This window comes from Pseudomonas sp. R3-57 (assembly GCF_051132065.1).
Lineage (GTDB): Bacteria > Pseudomonadota > Gammaproteobacteria > Pseudomonadales > Pseudomonadaceae > Aquipseudomonas.
In genome coordinates this window covers 1,212,814-1,233,584 of sequence record NZ_CP071655.1, presented here as the reverse complement: position 1 = coordinate 1,233,584, position 20,771 = coordinate 1,212,814, and the positions used below count along the sequence as shown (strand labels likewise).

Below are 20,771 nucleotides of genomic sequence, written 5' to 3'. Positions count from 1 at the left end.
TCAATTCTCCATAACGTGCGCGGCTTCGAAGCTCGCTTCGTGAAACAGCTGCAATGCCTCGCGCACCTGTCCGGCGCTTTCCAGGCCAAGCACCTGTTTGGCGATGATCTGACAATCGGCCAGCGCCAGTTCGCGCACGGTAGCCTTGATCGGAGCGATCATCGGCACGCTCACCGATAGTTCATCCACACCCAGGCCCAACAACAGCGGCACCGCCAAGCGCTCGGACGCCATCGCGCCACACACACCGACCCATTTGCCGTGGGCGTGCGCAGCCTTGACCGTCGTGGCAATCAGGCGCAGCACCGAGGGATGAAAACTGTCCGCCTGACTGGCCAGACGCGGATGATCACGATCCATGGCCAGGGTGTACTGGGTCAGGTCGTTGGTACCGATCGAGAAGAAGTCCACCAACGGCGCGAACAGGTCGGCCATCAGCGCCGCCGCCGGCACTTCGATCATGATCCCCAGCTTCGGCCTTTCAGTGAGGCCCAGCGCCAGCGCTTCTTCTTCAAGCATCTGCCGGGCCAGACGCAGCTCCGCCAGTTGCGTGACCATCGGCAGCATGATGTGCAGGCGCGTCAGTGCGCAGCAGCCGAGCATGGCGCGCAACTGCTCACGCAATAATTGCGGACGTTCCAGGCACAGACGAATACCGCGCAGGCCGAGAAACGGATTGCTCTCACTCTCCATCGGCACATAGGCCAGCGGTTTGTCGCCGCCGACATCGAGGGTACGCACCACCAGATTGTGTTCAAGCCCGACACAACGAGCGATGGCGCTGTAGGTGGCGACCTGCTCGGCATGGCTCGGCGCATGGTTGCGGCCCAGATACAAAAACTCCGAACGCAGCAGCCCTACTCCGGCGCCGCCCATGGCCATGGCCTGCTCGGTTTCCGCCAGCGAGGCGACGTTGGCCGACACCTCGACGTGCTGCCCGTCGCGAGTGCAGGCCGCCAGCGCAGCGTGCTCCAGGTCAAGGGCATGGCGCTGTCGCTGTTGCGCATGGCGCGCCTGCCATTGCTCGATCGTCGCCGCGTCCGGCTGCACCTGCAGTTCGCCCTTGTCGGCATCGAGCAAAACTTCGGTGCCGTTGCTCAAAGCAAGCATTTGCACCGGCACGCCGCAGATCGATGGCAAGCCGCACGCCCGGGCGAGAATCGCCACATGGCTGGTCGCGCCGCCACCAACCGTGGCGAAACCGAGCACTTTGCGGGTATCGATGCGGGCGGTTTGCGACGGGGTCAGTTGGTCGGCGATCAGAATGCTGCCTTCCGGTAAATCCAATGTCTGCTCGTCAATGCCCAGCAGGCGCTTGAGCACACGTTGGCCGACATCGCTCAGGTCCGCCGCCCGCTCTGCCAGCAGCGCATTGCCGAGCTGGCGGAACATCGCTGCGGTGGTTTCGGTTGCCGTACGCCAGGCGAATGCCGCGCTTTTGCCGGTGTCGATCAACGCTGCGGCCTGATCGAGCAGGCCAGGGTCTTCGAGCAGTTCCTGATGGGCCTTGAAGATCTCCGCTTCGGCCTCGCCCACGGCGGTATCGCGCAGATGCTGCAAGGCCAGATCTGCTTCGATCAGGGCGGTGGCGAGTGCTTCGCGTTCGGCATCGACGTCGCCGCCGAATTCGTTGACGTCGAAACTCGGCTCGCTGATCTGGACCACATTGCCCAACGCCGAGCCGGGAGACGCGCACACCCCGCGCAACAGCGTCAGCGGCTCATTGATGGCGACCGCGACGGGCTCCTGCGCCGTCACCGGTTCTCCGCAGCCCTCAGCCAACAAGCGGGCCAGCGTGTCGATGGCCGCCTGCGCATCGTCGCCCACCGCACTGACCTGCACGCTGTCGCCAAACGCAGTCTGCAGCGCCATAAGCGCCACCAGCGATTTGCCGTTGGCCTGCGCTTGCTGCTTATGCAGATGAATCGTTGCGGTAAACGCCTTGGCGGCCTGGGCGAACACCGCTGCCGGTCTCGCGTGTAAGCCGTTGCGGTTGGGCAAGGTCAGCATTGGCGAAAAAAGTGTCTGGCCTGGTGTCGCGCCAGCGTCCTCGCTCAGTCCTTGGACAGCGCTGATTTCAAGCAATGGCTGACCGCTGTCAACCCGGCCACTCGGCTCGACCAGCCAGGTGAACGGCTCGCCGCTGACCACCAGCATCAAGGTCAGCAGGCTGCGGGCGTGGCGGGCGATGTAGTCGGCATCGAACTCGATCAGCGCCTGTCCGGCAGCCACCTGCTGCCCTTCTTCGACCAGACGAGTGAAACCCTGGCCGGCGAGGTTCACCGTATCCAGGCCGATGTGCATCAAGACCTGCACGCCGTGCTCATCGGTGATGCTCACCGCATGCCCGCTGGCCTGCACGTTGCTGACCACACCGGCCAGCGGCGCGCACAGGGTCGACGAGGTCGGGTCGATGCACAGACCGTCGCCGATCACGCGCCCGGAAAACACCGGATCGGGCACCCGATCCAGCGCCATCAGCACGCCGGACAGCGGCGCCAGCAGTTGTAAGGGTTGGGGTGTGGCCATGACGTCACCTGCAATGTTCGTATTGAAGTACCGACGGGGCGCGATGCTCCCGTCAGCATCGCTTATTTCCACCAGTATTCGACCTGCAATCCGACATTCGCACCGTGCCGGGCATTGCCGAAGGCGCCGCTGTCGGACAGTGCCGAGCCTTTCGCCAGTTGATTGGCCGCGCGTTTCGCCGCCTCGTTCCACGTCGCATAGGTGTAATACAACCGCACCTCGGGCCGCGCCCAGAAGGCCGGACCTTTCGGCGACCAGGTTGGGGCCACGGTGAATTTGCTCAGTTTGCGCGTACCGCCTGGCGCATCGACCTGATCGTGGCCCAGTTCGGTGACCAGTTTGAACTGCTCGGTGAGCGCATAGGCCGGGCGCACGCCCAACGATAGCCAGCTCTGATCGGCTCCCTGCGCACGAATATCCTTCTGATACACCGCTGCGATTTGTCCGCCGAAACGCGGCGTCAATTGCCAGTCGAAGAACTCGACAATGCGATAGCTTTTATTGCTGTCGTCGAGTCCGACGTCGCCGGTATAGCCCAACCCGGTGCCGGGCCCTTCGCCGTATTGCAGGGCCAGTTTGTTCTTGCCGCCGAGGAATCCGTCCTGCACATGTTGGGTGGTGAGCGCCCAGCCGCGATGGGCGTCGCGGCTGTCGGGTTTGTCGATGTAGCTCAGCCCGAATTCCAGCTCACCGCCGGGGTTGCTTTTGAACCCGCCCACGTTGAAATCGTGGCGATTGATGTAGTCCTTCTGGTAGAGATTGTCCTTGCGCGAAAACGCGTAGCTGTATTTCAGATCACCGATCAATACGTCTTCGATGCCGCCGCCGGTAGCGCTCTGATTCCAGTAATAGAAGTCGGAAATGTGAATGTCGTTACGCTTGTAGTAACGGCGCCCGGCCCACAACGAACCACCGTTGAGCGCGGGCATCGCCGACCATTGCGCGTAGGCCTGGGGCAAACGGATCGAACCGGTGTGGTCTTTGAATGTAGGTTTGCGGTCGTAGCGGTTGTACAGCGAAGCCATGCCGTCGACGCTCAGCACCGAACCGTCCTCCAGCGTGTACAGATCCTGACGCAGCTCCAGTTCGCCGTATTGTTCGCATTCGTTGCCCAAGCGATATTTGGTTTGCGCGCCGGGCAACTGAAAGCACGACTGGCTGCTGCTGTTGACCGACGTACCGACACCGCTGCGCAAGTAACCGCCGAACTCCAGCGCGTGTGTCGAGGCGGGTAACGCCAGGCAAACACCTGTCATTGCAAGGCTGCGCTTTATTGTTGTTTTCATGAGCCATCCCATTATTTTTATTGTGTGTTTGCAGAAATTCAGCGCGCAAAGCTCCCCCGCGCAGGGTTCTGCGTGTTTTTTCAAACATGGTTTTACGGGTTAGAAATCAGGGATCGATCAGGTGCACAACGAACGACTCGTAAGGTCGCAAGATCAACTGGCGAGTGCGCGGCGTGGCGTCCGGATAGTTACTGATCAAGGTTCGCTGGCGCATCGATTCGCTGATAACGCTTGCGGGCAATTCGATTGCACACGGCGCGGCGTAGAAGTTGTTCACCACCAGCAAGCGCTCGGCGTCGCCCTCACGCAGATACGCCCAGACTTGCGGATGCTCGGGCAATAACTGCCGGTACAGCCCGTCGGTGATCAATGGTTCGCTGCGCCGCAGTGCGATCAGCGTGCGGTAGTGGTGCAGCACCGAGTCCGGGTCATCGAACTGCTGAGCAACGTTGATCTGCGCGGCATTGGCCGGCACACCGATCCACGGTTCGGCAACGCTGAAACCGGCGTTCGGCGTCGCGTCCCAGTGCATCGGCGTGCGCCCGTTATCGCGGGACTTCTGCATGATCGCCGCCATGTTGTCGGCATCGCTGCTACCCGCCTCGCGCTTGAGGCGAAAGATGTTCAGGGTCTCCACGTCGCGATAATGCTCGATCGACTCGAAGCCCGGATTGGTCATGCCCAGCTCTTCGCCCTGATACACGAATGGCGTGCCCTGCAGAAAGTGCAGCGCGGTGCCGAGCATCTTCGCCGACAGCTCGCGAAACTCGCCGTCGTGGCCAAAACGCGAGACCACCCGCGGTTGATCGTGGTTACACCAGAACAGCGCATTCCAGCCGCCGCCGGCCTGCATGCCGGTCTGCCAGTCAGAGAGGATTCGCTTGAGCTGGAGGAAATCGAAGTCGGCGCGAACCCACTTCTGCAGGTTCGGATAATCGACTTTCAGGTGATGAAAGTTGAAGGTCATCGACAGCTCTTTCGACTGCGGATTCGAATAGCGAATGCAGTGTTCGAGGCTGGTCGATGACATCTCGCCGACGTTGATCAGGTCGTAGCCTTCGAAGACTTCGCGGTGCATCTGCTGCAAGTACGCATGCACGTTCGGCCCATCGGTATAGAAGCGCCGGCCATCGCTGTCGTCTTCGGCAAAGTCTTCGGGCTTGGAGATCAGGTTGATCACGTCCAGGCGGAAACCACCCACGCCTTTGTCGCGCCAGAACTGCATCATTTTGAAGACTTCGGCGCGCACCTGCGGATTGTCCCAGTTCAGGTCGGCCTGTGTGTGATCGAACAGGTGCAGGTAATACTGACCGGTCTGCGCCTCGTACTCCCAGGCAGAGCCGCCGAACTTCGACTCCCAGTTGTTCGGCTGATCGCGCCAGATATAGAAATCGCGATAAGGATTGTCGAGGCTGCTGCGCGCTTGCTGAAACCAGATGTGTTCGATCGAAGTATGGTTGACCACGATGTCGAGCATCAGCTTGATCCCGCGCTTGCCCGCTTCGGCAATCAGCAATTCGCAGTCGGCCATGCTGCCGTAGCTCGGATCGATGGCGTAGTAATCGCTGATGTCGTAGCCGTTGTCGCGCTGCGGCGAACGCAGGAACGGCGTGACCCACAGACAGTCGACACCCAGCCAGTGCAGATAGTCGAGCTTGGCGACAATCCCCAGCAGATCCCCGGTCGGGTTGCCGGCGTGGCTATGAAAACTCTTCGGGTAGATCTGGTAGATCACCGAACGCTGCCAGTCCTGCATGGCACAACTCCTTCAGATATCTCAGGCAACCCGAAAACCGGGACGGACAATCTTCATGCTCAGTGCGCAGGTCAGGACGAACGGCACGAGTATGGCAATCAGCATCCCGATCACGAACATCGGGATGTACTGTGGAATGATCGAAATGAACCCCGGCAACCCGCCGACGCCAATCGCCGAGGCCTGGATGCGGTTCAGCGAAAGGAATATGCAGCCGAGCGCAGAGCCGACCAGCGCGGCGTAGAACGGAAACTTGTAGCGCAGGTTGACGCCGAACATCGCCGGCTCGGTGATACCGAAATAAGCAGAAATCGCCGAGGTCGAGGCCATGCTCTTGTCCCGCGCATTGCGCGTCATCCAGAACACCGCCAGCGCCGCACTGCCCTGAGCGAGGTTGGACATGACGATCATCGGCCAGATGAAGGTGCCGCCCTGGCTCGAGATCAATTGCAGGTCCACGGCAAGAAACATGTGGTGCATGCCGGTGATCACCAGCGGCGCATACAGCAGCCCGAAAATCAGTCCACCCACCAACGGCGCCAGGTCAAACAGCATCACCAGACCTTCGGTAATGTAGATGCCGATATGCCGCGTCACGGGACCGATGATCGCCAGCGCCAGCACGCCAGTGACGACGATGGTGGTGATCGGCACCACCAGTAACTGGATCGCGTTGGGCACCCGGGCGCGCAGCCACTTTTCGATCACGCTCATTACGTAGGCAGCGAGCAGGATCGGCAGGATTTGCCCTTGGTAACCGACCTTTTCCACCTGAAACAAACCAAGAATGTCGAAGTACGGCAGTTGCTGCCCGTCCAGCCCGGCCACCGCTTTGCCGTAGTTCCAGGCGTTGAGCAGGTCCGGATGGACGAGCATCAGGCCGAGCACGATGCCGAGAATTTCGCTGCCGCCGAAACGCTTGGCCGCCGACCAGCCCACCAGCGCCGGCAGAAATACGAACGAAGTGTTGGCCATCAGGTTGACCAGGCTCCACAGCCCGTCAAGTTTCGGGTAGGCATCGAGCAGCGTCTGCCCGTCGATGAACATGCCCTTGGCGCCAAGCAGGTTGTTGATGCCCATCAGCAGGCCGGCAATGATCAGCGCCGGCAGGATCGGCATGAACACGTCAGAGAACACCCGCACCAGCCGTTGCATGGCGTTGATCTTTTCCGCGCTCTTTTGTTTAACGTCAGCAATGGTCGACGCGGCTAGACCGGTCTGTTTGCGCAGTTCGGCATAGACCTTTTCCACTTCCCCCGGACCGATCACCACCTGATAGAGACCACCGGTGAAGAACGAGCCTTTGACCAGATCGATCTGATTGAGCGTGGCGGTGTCGACCAGGCTCGGATCTTTCAGAGCCAGACGCAAACGCGTGACGCAATGCGCGGCCTGCTCGAGGTTGTCGGCGCCACCGAGGCTTTGCAGCAAGTCCCTGGCGATGTTCGGGTAGTCGTGGCTCATGCTTGTTCTTCCGCTGTGGGTTGTTGTTATTGGCAGCACGCCGAAGCGAAAAATACTCGTACAGACGAGTTAATGCAACAACTCGTACAGACGAGTTTGTTTGTGCATATTCCCGCCAGACCAATGGCGAATTTTCCTACTTGGCCCTAGGCCGATTTCTATCGTCCACATGGACAAAGCCCTACCCTGGCCTTAAGGTTCGAAGCTTTGAGCAGCCTCGGCACCGAGCCCATCCATGAGCAAATACAACCAGATCTACAACGATCTGCTGGCCAGTATCACCACTGAACGCCTGGAGCGCGGTGCCCGGCTGCCGTCCGAAACCGAACTCATGGACAGCTACCAGGCCAGCCGTGGCACGGTGCGCAAGGCGATCGAACTGCTGCAGGAACGCGGCTTCGCGCAAAAGGTTCACGGCAAAGGCACCTTCGTACTTTCGACCAACCCGATCGAGTTTCAGCTCGGCGGCATCGTCAGCTTTCAAGAAACCTACCCGCGCCTGGGCAACGACGTCAGCACCGAAGTGGTCGAACTGAGCCAGTTCGCCCTCGAAGGCCCCTTGCTCGAACACATCCATGCCGAACCCGGCAGCCTGATCACGCGGATCAAGCGCGTGCGGCGGATCGACGGCAAACGGGTGATCCTCGACATCAACCACTTCGTCAGCGATGTGATTCCTGGCCTGTCTCTGGACATCGCACAACAGTCGATCTACGCCCACATCGAGCAGACCCTGCAATTACAGATCGCCTATGCCCAGCGCACCATCGAAGCCGTGCCGCGCAGCAAGGACGATCAGCTGCATCTGGACCTCGACGGCCAGAGCCACGTCATCGTGGTCAGCAACCAGACCTTCCTGCAGGACGGCCGGCAGTTCGAATACACCGAGTCACGGCATACGCTGGACAAGTTCTATTTTTCGGATGTGGCGCGGCGTTGACAGCCGCTGACAAGCGAGCTGGTTTCAAAATATGTGGTTCGCTGACAAACCCGATGACCTCCGTTAGTATGCCGCCGTGGCTATGGAACACCTTCCTTCTATCCCCTATGAACTAGGGGTTCCGCTCTCCACACTGCGCCTGCTTATTGCAGGCGTTTTCGTATCAATTGCACAGGTGAGCCTCCGCTCACTGGAAACGGCGACCAAGGAAGAAATCATGATCAATCAGGAGCTGTTCCTGCGGCGCCGTACTAAATTTCACGTCCCTGCGGGTACCGGCGGAGCCACGCGTGCGCAGGTCGCATCGGCTGTCAAAGAAGTCACGGCGTTCAGATGCGTGTTCTCCGAGCCGCTGATTGAGCAAATTGGCATGCTCTCTGCGGAAGAACTCAGGAGTTGGATGCGTGAGGTTATCCGAGTACTGCGGCGACGCAGCGGCGCTCACGTCCATCACCGACCGTTTTATCCCGATTTTCCCAATCAGGTCCTTGAGGCTTCAGAGGCGGAGTTGTATCTCAACGCCGTCCTGCACTATCACACCCTGCGACGCTTGCCGCCCAGTGAACAGGTTCGGCCGGCCCTGCTTGAAGGCAACTTCATCCATTGGGTGATCGAACCGGGAAGCGTCAGCGAATTCGAGTCACTGCTCGAACCGCTCGTCTCATCGCGCACCTCGCTGTCCGACGAGGAAGCCGCCGATGTCATCTGGTTTGTCCGAACGTATAAAAACGACGTGTTCCGTCTGTTGCCTGAGACCATCCCGTTCCGCGAAATTCGTGCACTGATCGCCGGAGCATTAATTCTGCATATTGGTGACAATGCCGGGGTGGAAGCATTTCTGGAACAAAACGTCGAAACAGCAACCGACGTGCTGCGCGTGGCGATCGCCTTGCATGGTGGGGACTTGTCGCTGGCGACCGCGCTGACGCGCTTCCGCAAAATGAAGCGTTCGATGCGTCGCCGGCTGTTGCGCCTGCTCGACCGCGCACCCAACGCTACGGAAGATGTGATGCGCCAGGCTGAACGCTGGAAACGCCTGGCCGAAGTCCTGCATCCGGGCGATTACGCTGACAAGTATCCGCAAGCTTTCGCCGCCATCACCGCAGCGCGACGCAACGATGCGCCGGCTTCGTTTGGGTCCCTTGTCGAAACCATGCTTGCCCAACGCCAGATCGCCGCGCTGACACCCGTGCTGCAAGATCGTCCTGGAGAATTCGCCCGACGTCTGGATGTAACATTGCGGCGTGCCACCGATCCAGACGCGGTACTCGACGCTTTTGAAACTGTTGCAGCGAAAGTGTCCTCGCCTGTTCTGCTGCAGTTGCTGGCTCAGGTACAAGCCCCGCGTCCCCTGCCCTTGCGGGCGTTCACACCGAAAGGAGCGCTGGCCAAAGTCTTCGGCACCAAAGATCGTCGCGATCCAATCGCACCACCAGTATTGGCGCGTGCCGCACAGATCTGCGAACACGCCCTGATAACGCGTTTCGCATCGCTTCCACCGCTGGGCCGCTGCTTCATCGATCCTGCATTGCGCGAATACCGAGTGCCACTGGCACAGCGGGCCGCAGCGAAATCCCTGCGCACGCTGGTACGCGGCAGTCGATTGCCGATGCCCGATACGCGATTCATTCGCCTGTTTCTGTGGTGGAAGAATGGCCGTGAGCGCACGGATATCGATTTGTCCGCTGTCTTCTACGACGCCGACTTCGTCTTCAAGGACGCGGTCGCGTACTACAACCTCAAAGGTTACGGCGGTTACCACAGCGGCGACATCGTCGACGCGCCCGAGGGGGCTTCCGAGTTCATCGACCTAGACCTTGATGTTCTCGTCGAGAAAGGTATCCGCTATGTCGTGTCCTCCCTCAACTCGTTTACCCGGCAGCCATATTGTGACCTTCCTGAATGCTTCGCAGGCTGGATGGCTCGCGCCGATACGGCATCGGGTGAAGTGTTCGAGCCGCTTTCCGTGGTCGATCGCATCGATATCGCCTCCGACACAGGTATCTGTCTGCCCTTCGTAATGGACTTACACGAGAGACGCATGATCTGGGCCGACCTGGGGCTGACTTCATCGCCCCGCTGGAACAACGTCGACAACAACCTCAGCGGAGTTTCGCTGATGCTGCGCGCCTTGGTGCATACACCGCGGCCGGATCTGCACACGCTTTTCGATTTACATGTGCGGGCACGAGGCGTACGAGTGGCCTCTGCACAGCAGGCGCAAACGGTCTTCTCGCCAGATCAAGGGCTGACGCCGTTCGATACGGATCTGATTCGGTCGCAATTTCTTTGATGCGTGTGACAACCTTCCCTCGCCGCCAACAAGGCATCGGGCCATAGCCGGGTAACGCACTTGGCTTGAGCCATTCGGTCATGCTCCATCCTTGTTTTCTCAAGGATGAAAAACTCATGACCGCTCCCGAACGCCGTCTGCTGCCCAACGCCGCAGACAAAACCGTCCTGAAAGCCCTCGCCACGACCCTCGTGCAGACCTGCCCGGGTCTGTTTGACGCCGCGCGTCAGGTTGCCAGCGAACTGCTGGTGGCCAAAGGTCTGTCCGGCCTCGATCCCGACCGGGTGTATTTCCACCGTTTCAAAACCGCGCAGAGCAGCGCGCTGACCTTTACCGGTTGGGAACATTTGCTGGAAAAGCCCTACGAAACGCTGACCCTCACCCAACTGGTCATTCATCGCTTTCGCGCGACCGATCAAGACAACGCCGACCTCCTCGGCCTCTACGGTGGCTTTTATTCGGAGGGTCCGACTGCCGAGAACTTCAATCAAAGCAACGAAGTGCGCTTGCTTGGCAGCGATGTTCTGAAAGTGTTCTGGGAAGTCGACTTCAGCACGCGCTACAGCGAGCAATTGAGTAAGTTCTGGCAAACCTCGGCGGATGATTTTCGTGTTCTGAGCAAGTGCAACTTCCTCAGTCAGGCGGTGCAGGCGCTGCAACAGAACGACCTTGGGGGCAATGATTTTCAGCGCATCATCGCCTCGGTCATCGGGCCGATTACCTGGCCCGTCACTCTGCAAATGCTGCGGGCGACCTACCCGGTCGGCGCACAAGTACGCGCGTTGGATCTCGATGGCCACGTCGCCACCGATGTGCTGCGTCTGGTCGAAGACAGCGGCCGGCAAACCCTTTACCTGCCAGGCGAAGCCCCGGCTTTTCGCCTGATGGACAGTGAGGCGGATCTGCACTGGTGGCTGCTTGAGCAGATGAATGCCGAGGACAAACGCAGCGCATTCCTCAAGCATTTCCCGCTCGCCGAGAGTCACCGCATCAGCGAAAATCTCACCGATCTGATGAACCGCCTGGTAAGTACCTGGGGCCATAGCGATCACCAGATGATCAATCGCAGCAACGTCGCCGTCACCGGGGACGCGTTCACCTGGTTAAGCGAATCGACACGCAGCGCCATGGTCGCCGAGGCACGGCTGGTGCTGACCTCCAACAGTGACCTGCGCAAAAAACTCTGGATAGGCTATCTGAGCGCCGGTCTGAAAGTATTCGGCCCGATGGCGGCGGTGGGCTGGCCGGCGGCGTTGCCGTTGATCGGCGCGAGCATCGCCAACATGGGGCTGAACATTGATCAGGCCGTCAACGGCACCACAGCCGCCGAACGTAAAACGGGTCTTGCCAATGCAGTGCTCAACGGTATCGAAATTGTGTTGGATGTGCCGTTTCTGATCGGCACGGGCGCGCAGCTGGAAGTCGGCCCGCAGGTCGAGTTTGCCGAAGCCGAAGAAATGGCCGGGTTGATCGAGTTCACTTCGGCGAACACGCCTCTCCTGCCCCCCGTGGAGCCGCCGCCAGCCACGGTGATTGAAGAAGCCGGCGATGAGTTGGCAAACGACCTTCCCGCCGAAACGTCCCCTGCCACATCCCAGACCTCAACGACTGCCGCTGCCCCCGTGCCAGGCATTCCTGCGCGCTACCGATGCAACGAGGTGCTGGTACCGGACGCCGTCCAGGCGGACCCAGGGAAATTTGAAGGCATCTATCGTCTCGACAAGGAGCCACGCTACGCGATCAAAATCGGCGACGACGCGTATTACGTGCGCTACTTTGACGATTCCGAGGAGAGCGGACACTGGGCGATCGTCAATCCCGAGCGCCCCAATCAGTTCGCGTATTCGCTGCCCGTACGCTTCGGTGCTGGCGGCAAGTGGGAACGCATCCCTGCGTTGCGGCTCAGGGGCGGCGGTCAATGCGTGGGCAAGGCGTGTGTGCCAGACATTGAAACGACAACCTCCATGCCGTCGTCCACAACGCACTCGGCGGAGTTGCCGCTGGTCGAACCGGTTCCCCCATCTGCCCGCCCGTTGCGCCTGGTGACGCCCATTCATGAAGTGATGGGAATGGACATGCCAGCGCTGAGAAGATGGGCGATGAACCTGCCTGAAACCTTCGCTACGCTGCCCAGCGCCGCCCACGGCAATCGACCGATTGCTGAGGTGTTTGCCGCCTACTTCGGCGAAAGACGAGCCATTCTGCTCAACGAGGCCAAGGAGTTCTATTCGGAGTTGAGCTGGACCAACCTGCCCGCCCGGCCGGTCATCCCGCCTGTCACTTTTGCGATGCCGGCAGGCGAGCTGATTGACAGTATTTTTGCCAACAGCAATGGACTGGTGATTGGCGAGACACTGGATCGCATCACCAGCATGGGCTTCATGATCGAAAACATGTCGGCATTCGCACGACATATCGACACCCTTTACGTGCGTGGACTGCTCAGTGATTTTGCTCAGGTTGATCTCAACGACTTTCATCTGTCGGGAGAGATGTCGCAGGATCTGCGTACCTATTTGTCGAGTCTTGGCACCGACCCGAATGAAAGGTCCAACGTCCTCGAACTGGTCAGCACCGCGCAGGCCAATGGCATCCGGGTTCATGGCCTTGACGTTGCGCAGAACTACAAGCCGAAGGTACCGCTCACCTCGATTGAAGAACAGATGATGCGCACTCGCCTGACCACCCGAATCATGTGGGGTGACGAAATTCTCAACAAACCGGGCAAATGGGTTGTCTTGAGCGAAGCAACGACTACCAACAATTTCAGAAACCTGCCGGGAATCAGCGAACACATGGGCGGCATCGGTTTACGCATCGAGGAGGTTTCGTCCGCGGAGGAAGCAGGCGTCAGTATCGATTCCGGCCTGAAAGTCGCGCGCGGCCCGTTTGATAACGGCGCAACGACCCGTGCCTCCTCAGACGTGCTCTATGCTGACCTGCGTTTGCAGGTCGAATCACCTGTACCGCAATGGACGCCTGCCGCGCAGGAAAAGCTGCTGCATCGCAATGGCATGTTTCTGATCGAAAAAAACCAGAATGCCTACACACTGGTACGCCGCGACAGCTCAGGCAATCTGGTGCGAACAGCGGTGAATAGCCGAAGGGACGGCCAGGTCTACATTTGGGCCCAGTCGATGCCTCGAATCAGCGGCATCATGTTCCGCGACCTCGCCGCGCTATCCGAACGGCTGATAGAGATCGGCCTGACCCTGCAAAGCCGCCTGCCCACCTGAATCGCTTGCAGGCTGATGAAACGAAAAAACCCTTGGCTTGAGGCCAAGGGTTTTTTGTTAATCGAACTGCTGAGGGAATAGTTCTACAAAATTAACAACAGAAGATGAAAATCCATCAAGCCAATATTATTGCTTATCAAAACTACAGCTAATCAAGCCAGTAACCATGACAAGAACTCCAGATACTAAGTCTGACTTTGAGAGGCCCTGAAGCTGGAGTAAAGAATATCAGCAAAGTCTTGCTCGTTAATATCCCCAGTAACCAAGTCTCTAACGGCATCCGCTAGCAGATCATTGTCCAAGGTAATTTCATAATCATTTAGAGAAAGGTATTCGAGGCCGACTGCAAGCCCGGTGCGCTTGTTGGCATCGGGCAATGCGTGGCCCTGCGCGATGCTGGCAGTGTATTTGGCGGCAATTTCGAATACATCATCGAGGCCATTATAAGCAATCGCGTTGTCGATTCTGGCCAGCGCACCTTGCAGGATTGGAATATTTATCCGCCCTCTCATGCCGGGCTCGGTAGTCAAAATCTGAGTGTTTATTTCAACGACCCGCTCAAATGGAAAGAAGATCAATTCCATTACATGTCAGCCAGCTTCTTGAAAGTCTTCTGGTGAGTTCTGAGAACGAGCTTCGTTTCTGAGTAAACGATCTGCTTACCTTGGTCACCACCCAAGTCCAGCTTTTTGGTGGCTTTGATTTTAGGCCTCTCCACTATGGATACACCATAGGTATTCAGCTTGTTGTTCATGGATTGGATACCCCAAACGGCTTGATCATTATGCTACACAAGGTAGCACACCAAGAGGCAAGACACACCGAGCCACCGGTAGCGTCGCGCTCGTCCGGTTGTAATGAAATGTTTTTCGGAAAGTACGAAACGCAAAAATGCGAAAGCCCGCAATTCAGCGGGCTTTCTTGATTACAGACTTTTTGGCATGCGCAGGATCACTCCCACTCAATCGTCGCTGGCGGCTTGCTCGACACGTCGTAGGTGACGCGCGAGATGCCTTCGATTTCATTGATGATGCGGCCGGAGACGGTTTCCAGCAGTTCGTAAGGCAGGTGTGCCCAACGTGCGGTCATGAAGTCGATGGTTTCTACGGCACGCAGGGCCACGACCCAGGCGTAACGACGGCCGTCGCCGACCACGCCCACCGATTTCACTGGCTGAAACACCACGAAGGCCTGGCTGACCTTGTGGTACCAGTCGGCCTTGCGCAGTTCTTCGATGAAGATGTGGTCGGCACGACGCAGCAGGTCGGCGTATTCCTTTTTCACTTCGCCGAGGATGCGCACGCCCAGGCCCGGGCCCGGGAACGGGTGGCGGTAGACCATGTCGTACGGCAGGCCGAGTTCCAGGCCCAGACGACGGACTTCGTCCTTGAACAGTTCGCGCAGTGGCTCGACCAGTTTCAGGTTCATCTCTTCCGGCAGGCCGCCCACGTTGTGGTGCGACTTGATCACGTGGGCCTTGCCGCTTTTCGCGCCAGCCGACTCGATCACGTCCGGGTAGATGGTGCCCTGAGCGAGGTACTTGATGTTTTCCAGTTTGTTGGACTGGGCATCGAACACATCGATGAAGGTGCGACCGATGATCTTGCGCTTCTTCTCCGGGTCGGCTTCGCCGGCCAGGTTGTTGAGGAACTGCTCCTCGGCGTTGGCGCGGATCACCTTGACACCCATGTTCTCGGCGAACATGGCCATTACTTGCTCGCCTTCGTGCAGACGCAGCAGGCCGTTGTCGACGAACACGCAGGTCAGTTGATCGCCGATGGCTTTGTGCAGCAGCGCGGCAACGACCGAGGAGTCGACGCCGCCGGACAGGCCCAGCAGGACGTTGTCGGTGCCGACCTGGGCGCGGATGTTGGCGATCGCGTCTTCAGCGATTTTCGACGGCGTCCACAGGGCTTCGCAGCCGCAGATGTCGAGCACGAAACGCGAGAGGATGCGGCCGCCCTGCTTGGTGTGGGTCACTTCGGGGTGGAACTGCACGCCGTAGTAAGCGCGATCGTCGTTGAACATACCGGCGATCGGGCAGCTCGGGGTGCTGGCGAGGATGTGGAAGTCTTCCGGCATCTTCGTGACTTTGTCACCGTGGCTCATCCACACGTCGAGGCCGAACAGGCCATCGGCGTCGATGTGGTCTTCGATGCCGTCGAGCAGACGGCTCTTGCCGACCACGTCAACGCGGGCGTAGCCGAACTCACGCAGCTCGGAACCTTCAACCTTGCCGCCCAGTTGCTCGGCCATGGTCTGCATGCCGTAGCAGATACCGAAAACCGGCACGCCCAGATCGAACACGGCCTGCGGGCAGCGCGGGCTGTTGGCTTCGTGCACGGACTCGGGGCCGCCGGCGAGGATGACGCCTTTAGGGGCGAATTCGCGGATCGCATCTTCGTCCATGTCGAACGGGTGCAGTTCGCAGTACACACCGATCTCGCGCACGCGGCGGGCAATCAGCTGGGTGTATTGCGAACCGAAGTCGAGGATCAGGATGCGGTGAGCGTGAATGTCGAGGGCCATGAAAGAAACTCTGAAAAGCAGTTGCAAGCTTCAAGCTGCAAGCTGCAAGTAATCGGAAGCCGAGCGGCCCTGCACTGATGCAGCACCGCTTGCAGCTTGTAACTTGTGGCTTAGAGCTGTCGGCGTCAGCCGACCCGATAGTTTGGCGCTTCCTTGGTGATCTGCACGTCGTGAACGTGGGATTCGGCCATGCCTGCACCGGTGATCCGCACGAACTCAGGCTTGGTGCGCATTTCTTCGATGTTGGCGCTGCCGGTGTAACCCATCGAAGAACGCAGACCGCCCATCAACTGGTGAATGATCGCGCTCAGGGTGCCTTTGTACGGCACGCGGCCTTCGATGCCTTCCGGTACCAGCTTCTCGGCGCCGGCCGAGGAATCCTGGAAGTAGCGATCGGAAGACCCCTGGGCCTGGGACATGGCGCCCAGCGAACCCATGCCGCGATAAGCCTTGTACGAACGACCCTGGAACAGTTCGATCTCGCCCGGGGCTTCTTCAGTACCGGCGAACATCGAACCCATCATCACGCAGGACGCACCGGCGACGATGGCCTTGGACAGGTCACCGGAGAAGCGGATACCGCCGTCGGCGATCAACGGCACGCCGGTGCCTTCAAGGGCGGCGGCGACGTTGGCGATCGCGCTGATTTGCGGCACGCCGACACCGGCGACGATACGGGTGGTGCAGATAGAGCCAGGGCCGATACCGACCTTCACTGCGTCGGCGCCCGCTTCGGCCAAGGCCTTGGCGGCGGCGCCAGTGGCGATGTTGCCGCCGATCACCTGCACTTCAGGGAAATTCTCTTTGACCCAGCGCACGCGATCGATCACGCCTTTGGAGTGACCGTGCGCGGTGTCGACCACCACCACGTCCACGCCAGCGTTGACCAATGCGGTCACGCGATCACCGGTGTCTTTGCCGGTGCCGACCGCAGCGCCAACGCGCAGACGACCTTGGTCATCCTTGCTGGCAAGCGGGTAGGCTTTGGCTTTTTCGATGTCGTTGACGGTCATCATGCCTTTGAGGGCGAATTTGTCGTCGACGATCAGCACGCGCTCGATGCGGTGCTTGTGCAGCAGCTCACGGACGTCGTTCTTGTCGGCGCCTTCCTTGACCGTGACCAGACGCTCTTTAGGCGTCATCACTTCGCGGACAGTGGCTTCCAGACGGTTTTCGAAACGTACGTCACGGGAAGTGACGATGCCGACCAGGTCGCCATCGTGCAGTACCGGAACGCCGGAAATATTGTGCAGACGGGTCAGTTCGAACAGATCACGCACCGTGGCGTCGGCCTCGATGGTGATGGGATCCTTGACCACACCGGCTTCGAACTTCTTGACCTTGCGCACTTCGGCAGCTTGCTGCTCGATGGTCATGTTCTTGTGGATAATGCCGATGCCACCTTCCTGAGCCATGGCGATTGCCAGACGGGCTTCAGTAACGGTGTCCATGGCGGCAGAAACCAGAGGAATATTCAGTTCGATGCCACGGGTAAGACGGGTCTTGAGACTGACTTCGTTGGGAAGTACCTCGGAATAACCGGGCACTAGGAGAATGTCGTCGAATGTCAGAGCTTCTTGGCTGATACGCAGCATCGCGGGGGCTCCCGAGCGGGAAAATGGAAGCGCGCCATTATAGTCAGACACCCCCTGCTGTTCAATGTAAAACTCAGCCTAATTGATAGAAGGAAAAGCCCGGCCCTACAGCTCTACCTTGACCCAAGAGACAGGTTGATCGAGCCAGTCGGCGAACTCGTCGATGAAGCTCTGCTTGAACCCGGCCTCGAGCCAGTTGTTGAAAATGAAACCGAGGTTGGAAAACGCGCATTCCTGCAAGAACAGGAACCCGTTGATGTCATCTTCATGCCCGCATTCGGGGCAGGTGAAATTGTCGGTGCGGCCGGGAAACCAGTCTTCCAGACTTTCGAACAGTGCTTCGCCGACTTCGCGGCGGCATTCGGCACAGCCGGCTTCTTCGAGGAAGCCCTTGGCCGGGGTATAGATGCAACGCTTGGTGACGATTTCCAGACCATTGATCGGTTCACCGAACGGCAGCGCCTCGGGGTGCAGCACCACCGCGCGGGCGCCGTCAGCGATGGCGTGGGCCATGCGGTTGCCGGTGCGCCCGCAGGTCGTCAGTTGTTCTTCGACGATGTTCTTGCGCACCAGCCAACGCACGATCGCCCGCGCCCGGGGTTCGTGCACCGGCAGGGTGGAGATTTTCGGGACGATGATGCTTTGCGTGTTCATGGTCGAGCCTGCTGAAAATACCGGGACACCCTCTGTAGGAGTGAGCCTGCTCGCGATAGCGGTCTGTCAGTGAGTTCAATGCAAACTGATACACCGCTATCGCGAGCAGGCTCTCTCCTACAAGGGAAATGCGGCCGGCAGCTTAATCCCTGACAAAATCCGGTCAAGTGCTGAAATAGCGCCCGATCAGGGCAATCCCGCTGGCCAGCACCAGCCACGTCACCAGCCGCACAAACGCTTCGCGCGACAACTTCATGCTCAGCCGCCGGCCGATCCACAAGCCCAGCGCCATCGCCGGCAACAGGCACAGCGCCAATATCAACAAGGGTAGCTCGGCATACACCCCAGCGATGACGAAAAGACTCAGACGCACCACGGTGCTGCAACTGATCAGCGCACTCTGCGTGGCCCGCGCGGCTTCCTTGGATAAGCGGCTGTTGAGATAGATCGCGTAGAGAAACCCGCCACTGCCAAACAACGCACCGAACAATCCGCCCACCGTGCCCATCGGCACGGCCCATGCCGTCGACAACTGCGCCGGCCGCGCTTTTACCCACAGGCTATAGACCGCATAGGCGCTGATAAACAGGCCCATCAATAACAGCAGCACATCGGACTTGAGGTTGAGCAGAAAGATCACCCCCAGCGTGCAACCGATCGCCATGCACGGCAGCAGCCGCAACAACTCGGGCCGGGCCACGTCGCGCCGCGACGGCAGCAGGTTGCCAAACGCCGCGACGAAATCCAGCAGCACCAGCAGCGGCACGATTTTCGACAGTGGCATGAACACGATCAGAATCGGCCCCGCGACCAGCGCCGTACCGAACCCGGCGATGCCGAAGACGATGTAGGCCAGCGCAATGCCCAGCCCGATCGCCGCCCAACCGCCCGCGCCCCACGACCACGCCCCCAACAGCTCCATAACGTCCATCGGCCCGCATCCTTTATAAGGCCGCTGACTGTACCATCCCCCTGTAGGCCTTCGCCTGCTCGCGATAGCGGTGGGTCAGACACATCAATATATGCTGACACACCGCTATCGCGAGCAGGCTAACTCCCACATTGGATCGGTGGTGATTGACGAGCAAATGCCTTTAAACTGCGCCCCATGATTAAAGATCCCTTTGCAAGACTTGGCCTGGACCGTGAAGTCCTGACCGTCAGCCAGCTCAACGGCCGCGCGCGGGTGTTGCTGGAAGACGTGTTCAGCAACATCTGGGTCGAAGGTGAAATTTCCAACCTCGCCCGCCCGGCGTCGGGGCATGTGTATTTCACTCTCAAGGACAGCGGCGCCCAAGTGCGTTGCGCGTTGTTCCGGCAAAACGCCGCGCGGGTGCGTCAGGCGTTGAAGGACGGCTTGGCGGTGAAAGTGCGCGGCAAGGTCTCGCTGTTCGAAGGCCGTGGCGACTATCAGTTGATTCTCGACACCGTGGAGCCGGCCGGTGACGGCGCGCTGCGTCTGGCCTTCGATGCACTGAAGGAAAAACTCAGCGCCGAAGGTCTGTTCAGTGCCGAACGTAAAGTACCGCTGCCGGCGCATCCGCAGCGCATCGGCATCATCAGTTCACCGACCGGCGCGGTGATCCGCGACATCATCAGCGTGTTCCGCCGCCGTGCGCCGCAGATTCAACTGACATTGATCCCCACCGCCGTACAGGGCCGCGAAGCCACCGCGCAAATCGTCCGCGCGCTGAAAATGGCCGATGCCCGCGGTTTCGACGCGTTGATCCTCGCCCGTGGCGGTGGTTCGCTGGAAGACCTCTGGTGCTTCAACGAAGAAGCCGTGGCGCGCGCCGTCGATGCCTGCGTGACGCCGATCGTCAGCGCAGTCGGCCATGAAACCGACGTATCGATCAGCGACTTTGTTGCCGACGTGCGCGCACCGACGCCATCCGCCGCGGCCGAACTGCTTGCGCCGGATTCGAGCCATCTGATCCGTCAGGTCGAAAGCCTGCATCGCCGCCTGGTGATGCGTATGCGCGATCGCTTGATGCGCGATCGCCTGCGTTTGGAAGGCATGGCTCGACGGCTGCGCCATCCAGGCGAGCGTTTGCGCCAGCAGGCGCAGCGTCTGGATGATCTGGACATGCGCATGCGCCGGGCGTTCGAGCGTCATCTCAACACCCGCCGCGAACGCCTGATCCGCCTGGAAACCCGCCTCGCCGGGCAACATCCGGGTCGTCAGTTGGCGATGCTGCGTCAACGCCTCGACAGCCTCGCCGACCGCTTGCCCCGGGCCATGCGCGAAGGGCTGAAAAACCGTCGCTTGCAACTGCACAGCCAGATGCAGACGCTGCATGTGGTCAGCCCGCTGGCAACCCTCGGTCGCGGCTACAGCATTCTGCTCGATGAGCGCGGTCACGCGATCCGCGACGCCGCGCAGACCCACACCGGCCAGCGCCTCAAAGCCAAACTGGGCGAAGGCGAGCTGCAAGTGCGCGTCGAGGATAACCACCTGACGCCCGTCACCCTTTCTTTACTGGACTGAT

At 59.8% G+C, this 20,771-nt stretch carries 14 protein-coding genes; 4 read left to right on the top strand and 10 right to left on the bottom strand.

All coding sequences use genetic code 11. From position 1 onward, the window contains the following. From ptsP to treP, 4 genes are all read right to left on the bottom strand, one after another. Complete coding sequence (gene ptsP / locus J3P93_RS05750) at nt 1–2,529, bottom strand: phosphoenolpyruvate--protein phosphotransferase (protein WP_434595741.1); 2,529 nt, start codon at nt 2,527–2,529, stop codon at nt 1–3. A gap of 62 nt (nt 2,530–2,591) precedes the next feature. Next, nucleotides 2,592–3,815 (bottom strand): maltoporin, encoded by a 1,224-nt coding sequence (locus tag J3P93_RS05745; protein ID WP_434595739.1) that lies wholly within the window; start codon nt 3,813–3,815, stop codon nt 2,592–2,594. Between the two features lie 106 nt (nt 3,816–3,921). Beyond that, nucleotides 3,922–5,571: an alpha,alpha-phosphotrehalase gene (gene treC, locus J3P93_RS05740; RefSeq protein WP_434595737.1), complete on the bottom strand. Its 1,650-nt coding sequence runs from the start codon at nt 5,569–5,571 to the stop codon at nt 3,922–3,924. Nucleotides 5,572–5,592: 21 nt separating this feature from the next. Then, nucleotides 5,593–7,035: a PTS system trehalose-specific EIIBC component gene (gene treP / locus J3P93_RS05735; protein ID WP_434595735.1), complete on the bottom strand. Its 1,443-nt coding sequence runs from the start codon at nt 7,033–7,035 to the stop codon at nt 5,593–5,595. Between the two features lie 235 nt (nt 7,036–7,270). On the opposite strand from treP, the gene treR reads away from it, so the two are divergent. The 3 genes from treR to J3P93_RS05720 all read left to right on the top strand — a co-directional run bounded on the left by treR (nt 7,271) and on the right by J3P93_RS05720 (nt 13,504). After that, the gene (treR, locus tag J3P93_RS05730; protein ID WP_434595733.1) at nt 7,271–7,975 is read left to right on the top strand and encodes a trehalose operon repressor; all 705 of its coding nucleotides are present in this window, start codon (nt 7,271–7,273) and stop codon (nt 7,973–7,975) included. Between the two features lie 217 nt (nt 7,976–8,192). Continuing rightward, on the top strand, nt 8,193–10,268 hold the full coding sequence (locus J3P93_RS05725; protein WP_434595731.1) for a TerD family protein: 2,076 nt from the start codon (nt 8,193–8,195) through the stop codon (nt 10,266–10,268). Nucleotides 10,269–10,384: 116 nt separating this feature from the next. Further along, nucleotides 10,385–13,504 carry a membrane-targeted effector domain-containing toxin gene (locus tag J3P93_RS05720; protein WP_434595729.1) on the top strand — a complete coding sequence of 1,040 codons (3,120 nt, stop codon included), beginning with the start codon at nt 10,385–10,387 and terminating at the stop codon, nt 13,502–13,504. A gap of 185 nt (nt 13,505–13,689) precedes the next feature. Here J3P93_RS05720 and J3P93_RS05715 read toward each other — a convergent pair whose 3' ends face one another. The 6 genes from J3P93_RS05715 to J3P93_RS05690 form a co-directional block, all read right to left on the bottom strand. After that, entirely contained in the window at nt 13,690–14,088 is a 399-nt protein-coding gene (locus J3P93_RS05715) for a type II toxin-antitoxin system death-on-curing family toxin (RefSeq protein WP_093098608.1), read from the bottom strand. Then, entirely contained in the window at nt 14,088–14,258 is a 171-nt protein-coding gene (locus J3P93_RS05710; protein ID WP_093098605.1) for an acetyltransferase, read from the bottom strand. The genes J3P93_RS05715 and J3P93_RS05710 overlap by 1 nt, the downstream gene beginning before the upstream one ends. Before the next feature lie 197 nt (nt 14,259–14,455). After that, nucleotides 14,456–16,033 carry a glutamine-hydrolyzing GMP synthase gene (gene guaA, locus J3P93_RS05705; RefSeq protein ID WP_042608327.1) on the bottom strand — a complete coding sequence of 526 codons (1,578 nt, stop codon included), beginning with the start codon at nt 16,031–16,033 and terminating at the stop codon, nt 14,456–14,458. Nucleotides 16,034–16,158: 125 nt separating this feature from the next. Next, nucleotides 16,159–17,628, bottom strand: a complete 1,470-nt coding sequence (gene guaB / locus J3P93_RS05700) for an IMP dehydrogenase (RefSeq protein WP_016773343.1) — start codon at nt 17,626–17,628, stop codon at nt 16,159–16,161. Nucleotides 17,629–17,733: 105 nt separating this feature from the next. Then, complete coding sequence (locus J3P93_RS05695; protein ID WP_208939875.1) at nt 17,734–18,282, bottom strand: sugar ABC transporter ATPase; 549 nt, start codon at nt 18,280–18,282, stop codon at nt 17,734–17,736. A 163-nt stretch (nt 18,283–18,445) separates the two neighbouring features. Further along, nucleotides 18,446–19,213 (bottom strand): sulfite exporter TauE/SafE family protein, encoded by a 768-nt coding sequence (locus tag J3P93_RS05690; protein ID WP_434595726.1) that lies wholly within the window; start codon nt 19,211–19,213, stop codon nt 18,446–18,448. Between the two features lie 177 nt (nt 19,214–19,390). Here J3P93_RS05690 and xseA point away from each other — a divergent pair, with 177 nt between their 5' ends. Then, nucleotides 19,391–20,770, top strand: a complete 1,380-nt coding sequence (gene xseA / locus J3P93_RS05685) for an exodeoxyribonuclease VII large subunit (RefSeq protein ID WP_090286002.1) — start codon at nt 19,391–19,393, stop codon at nt 20,768–20,770. Nucleotide 20,771 lies beyond the last annotated feature (1 nt).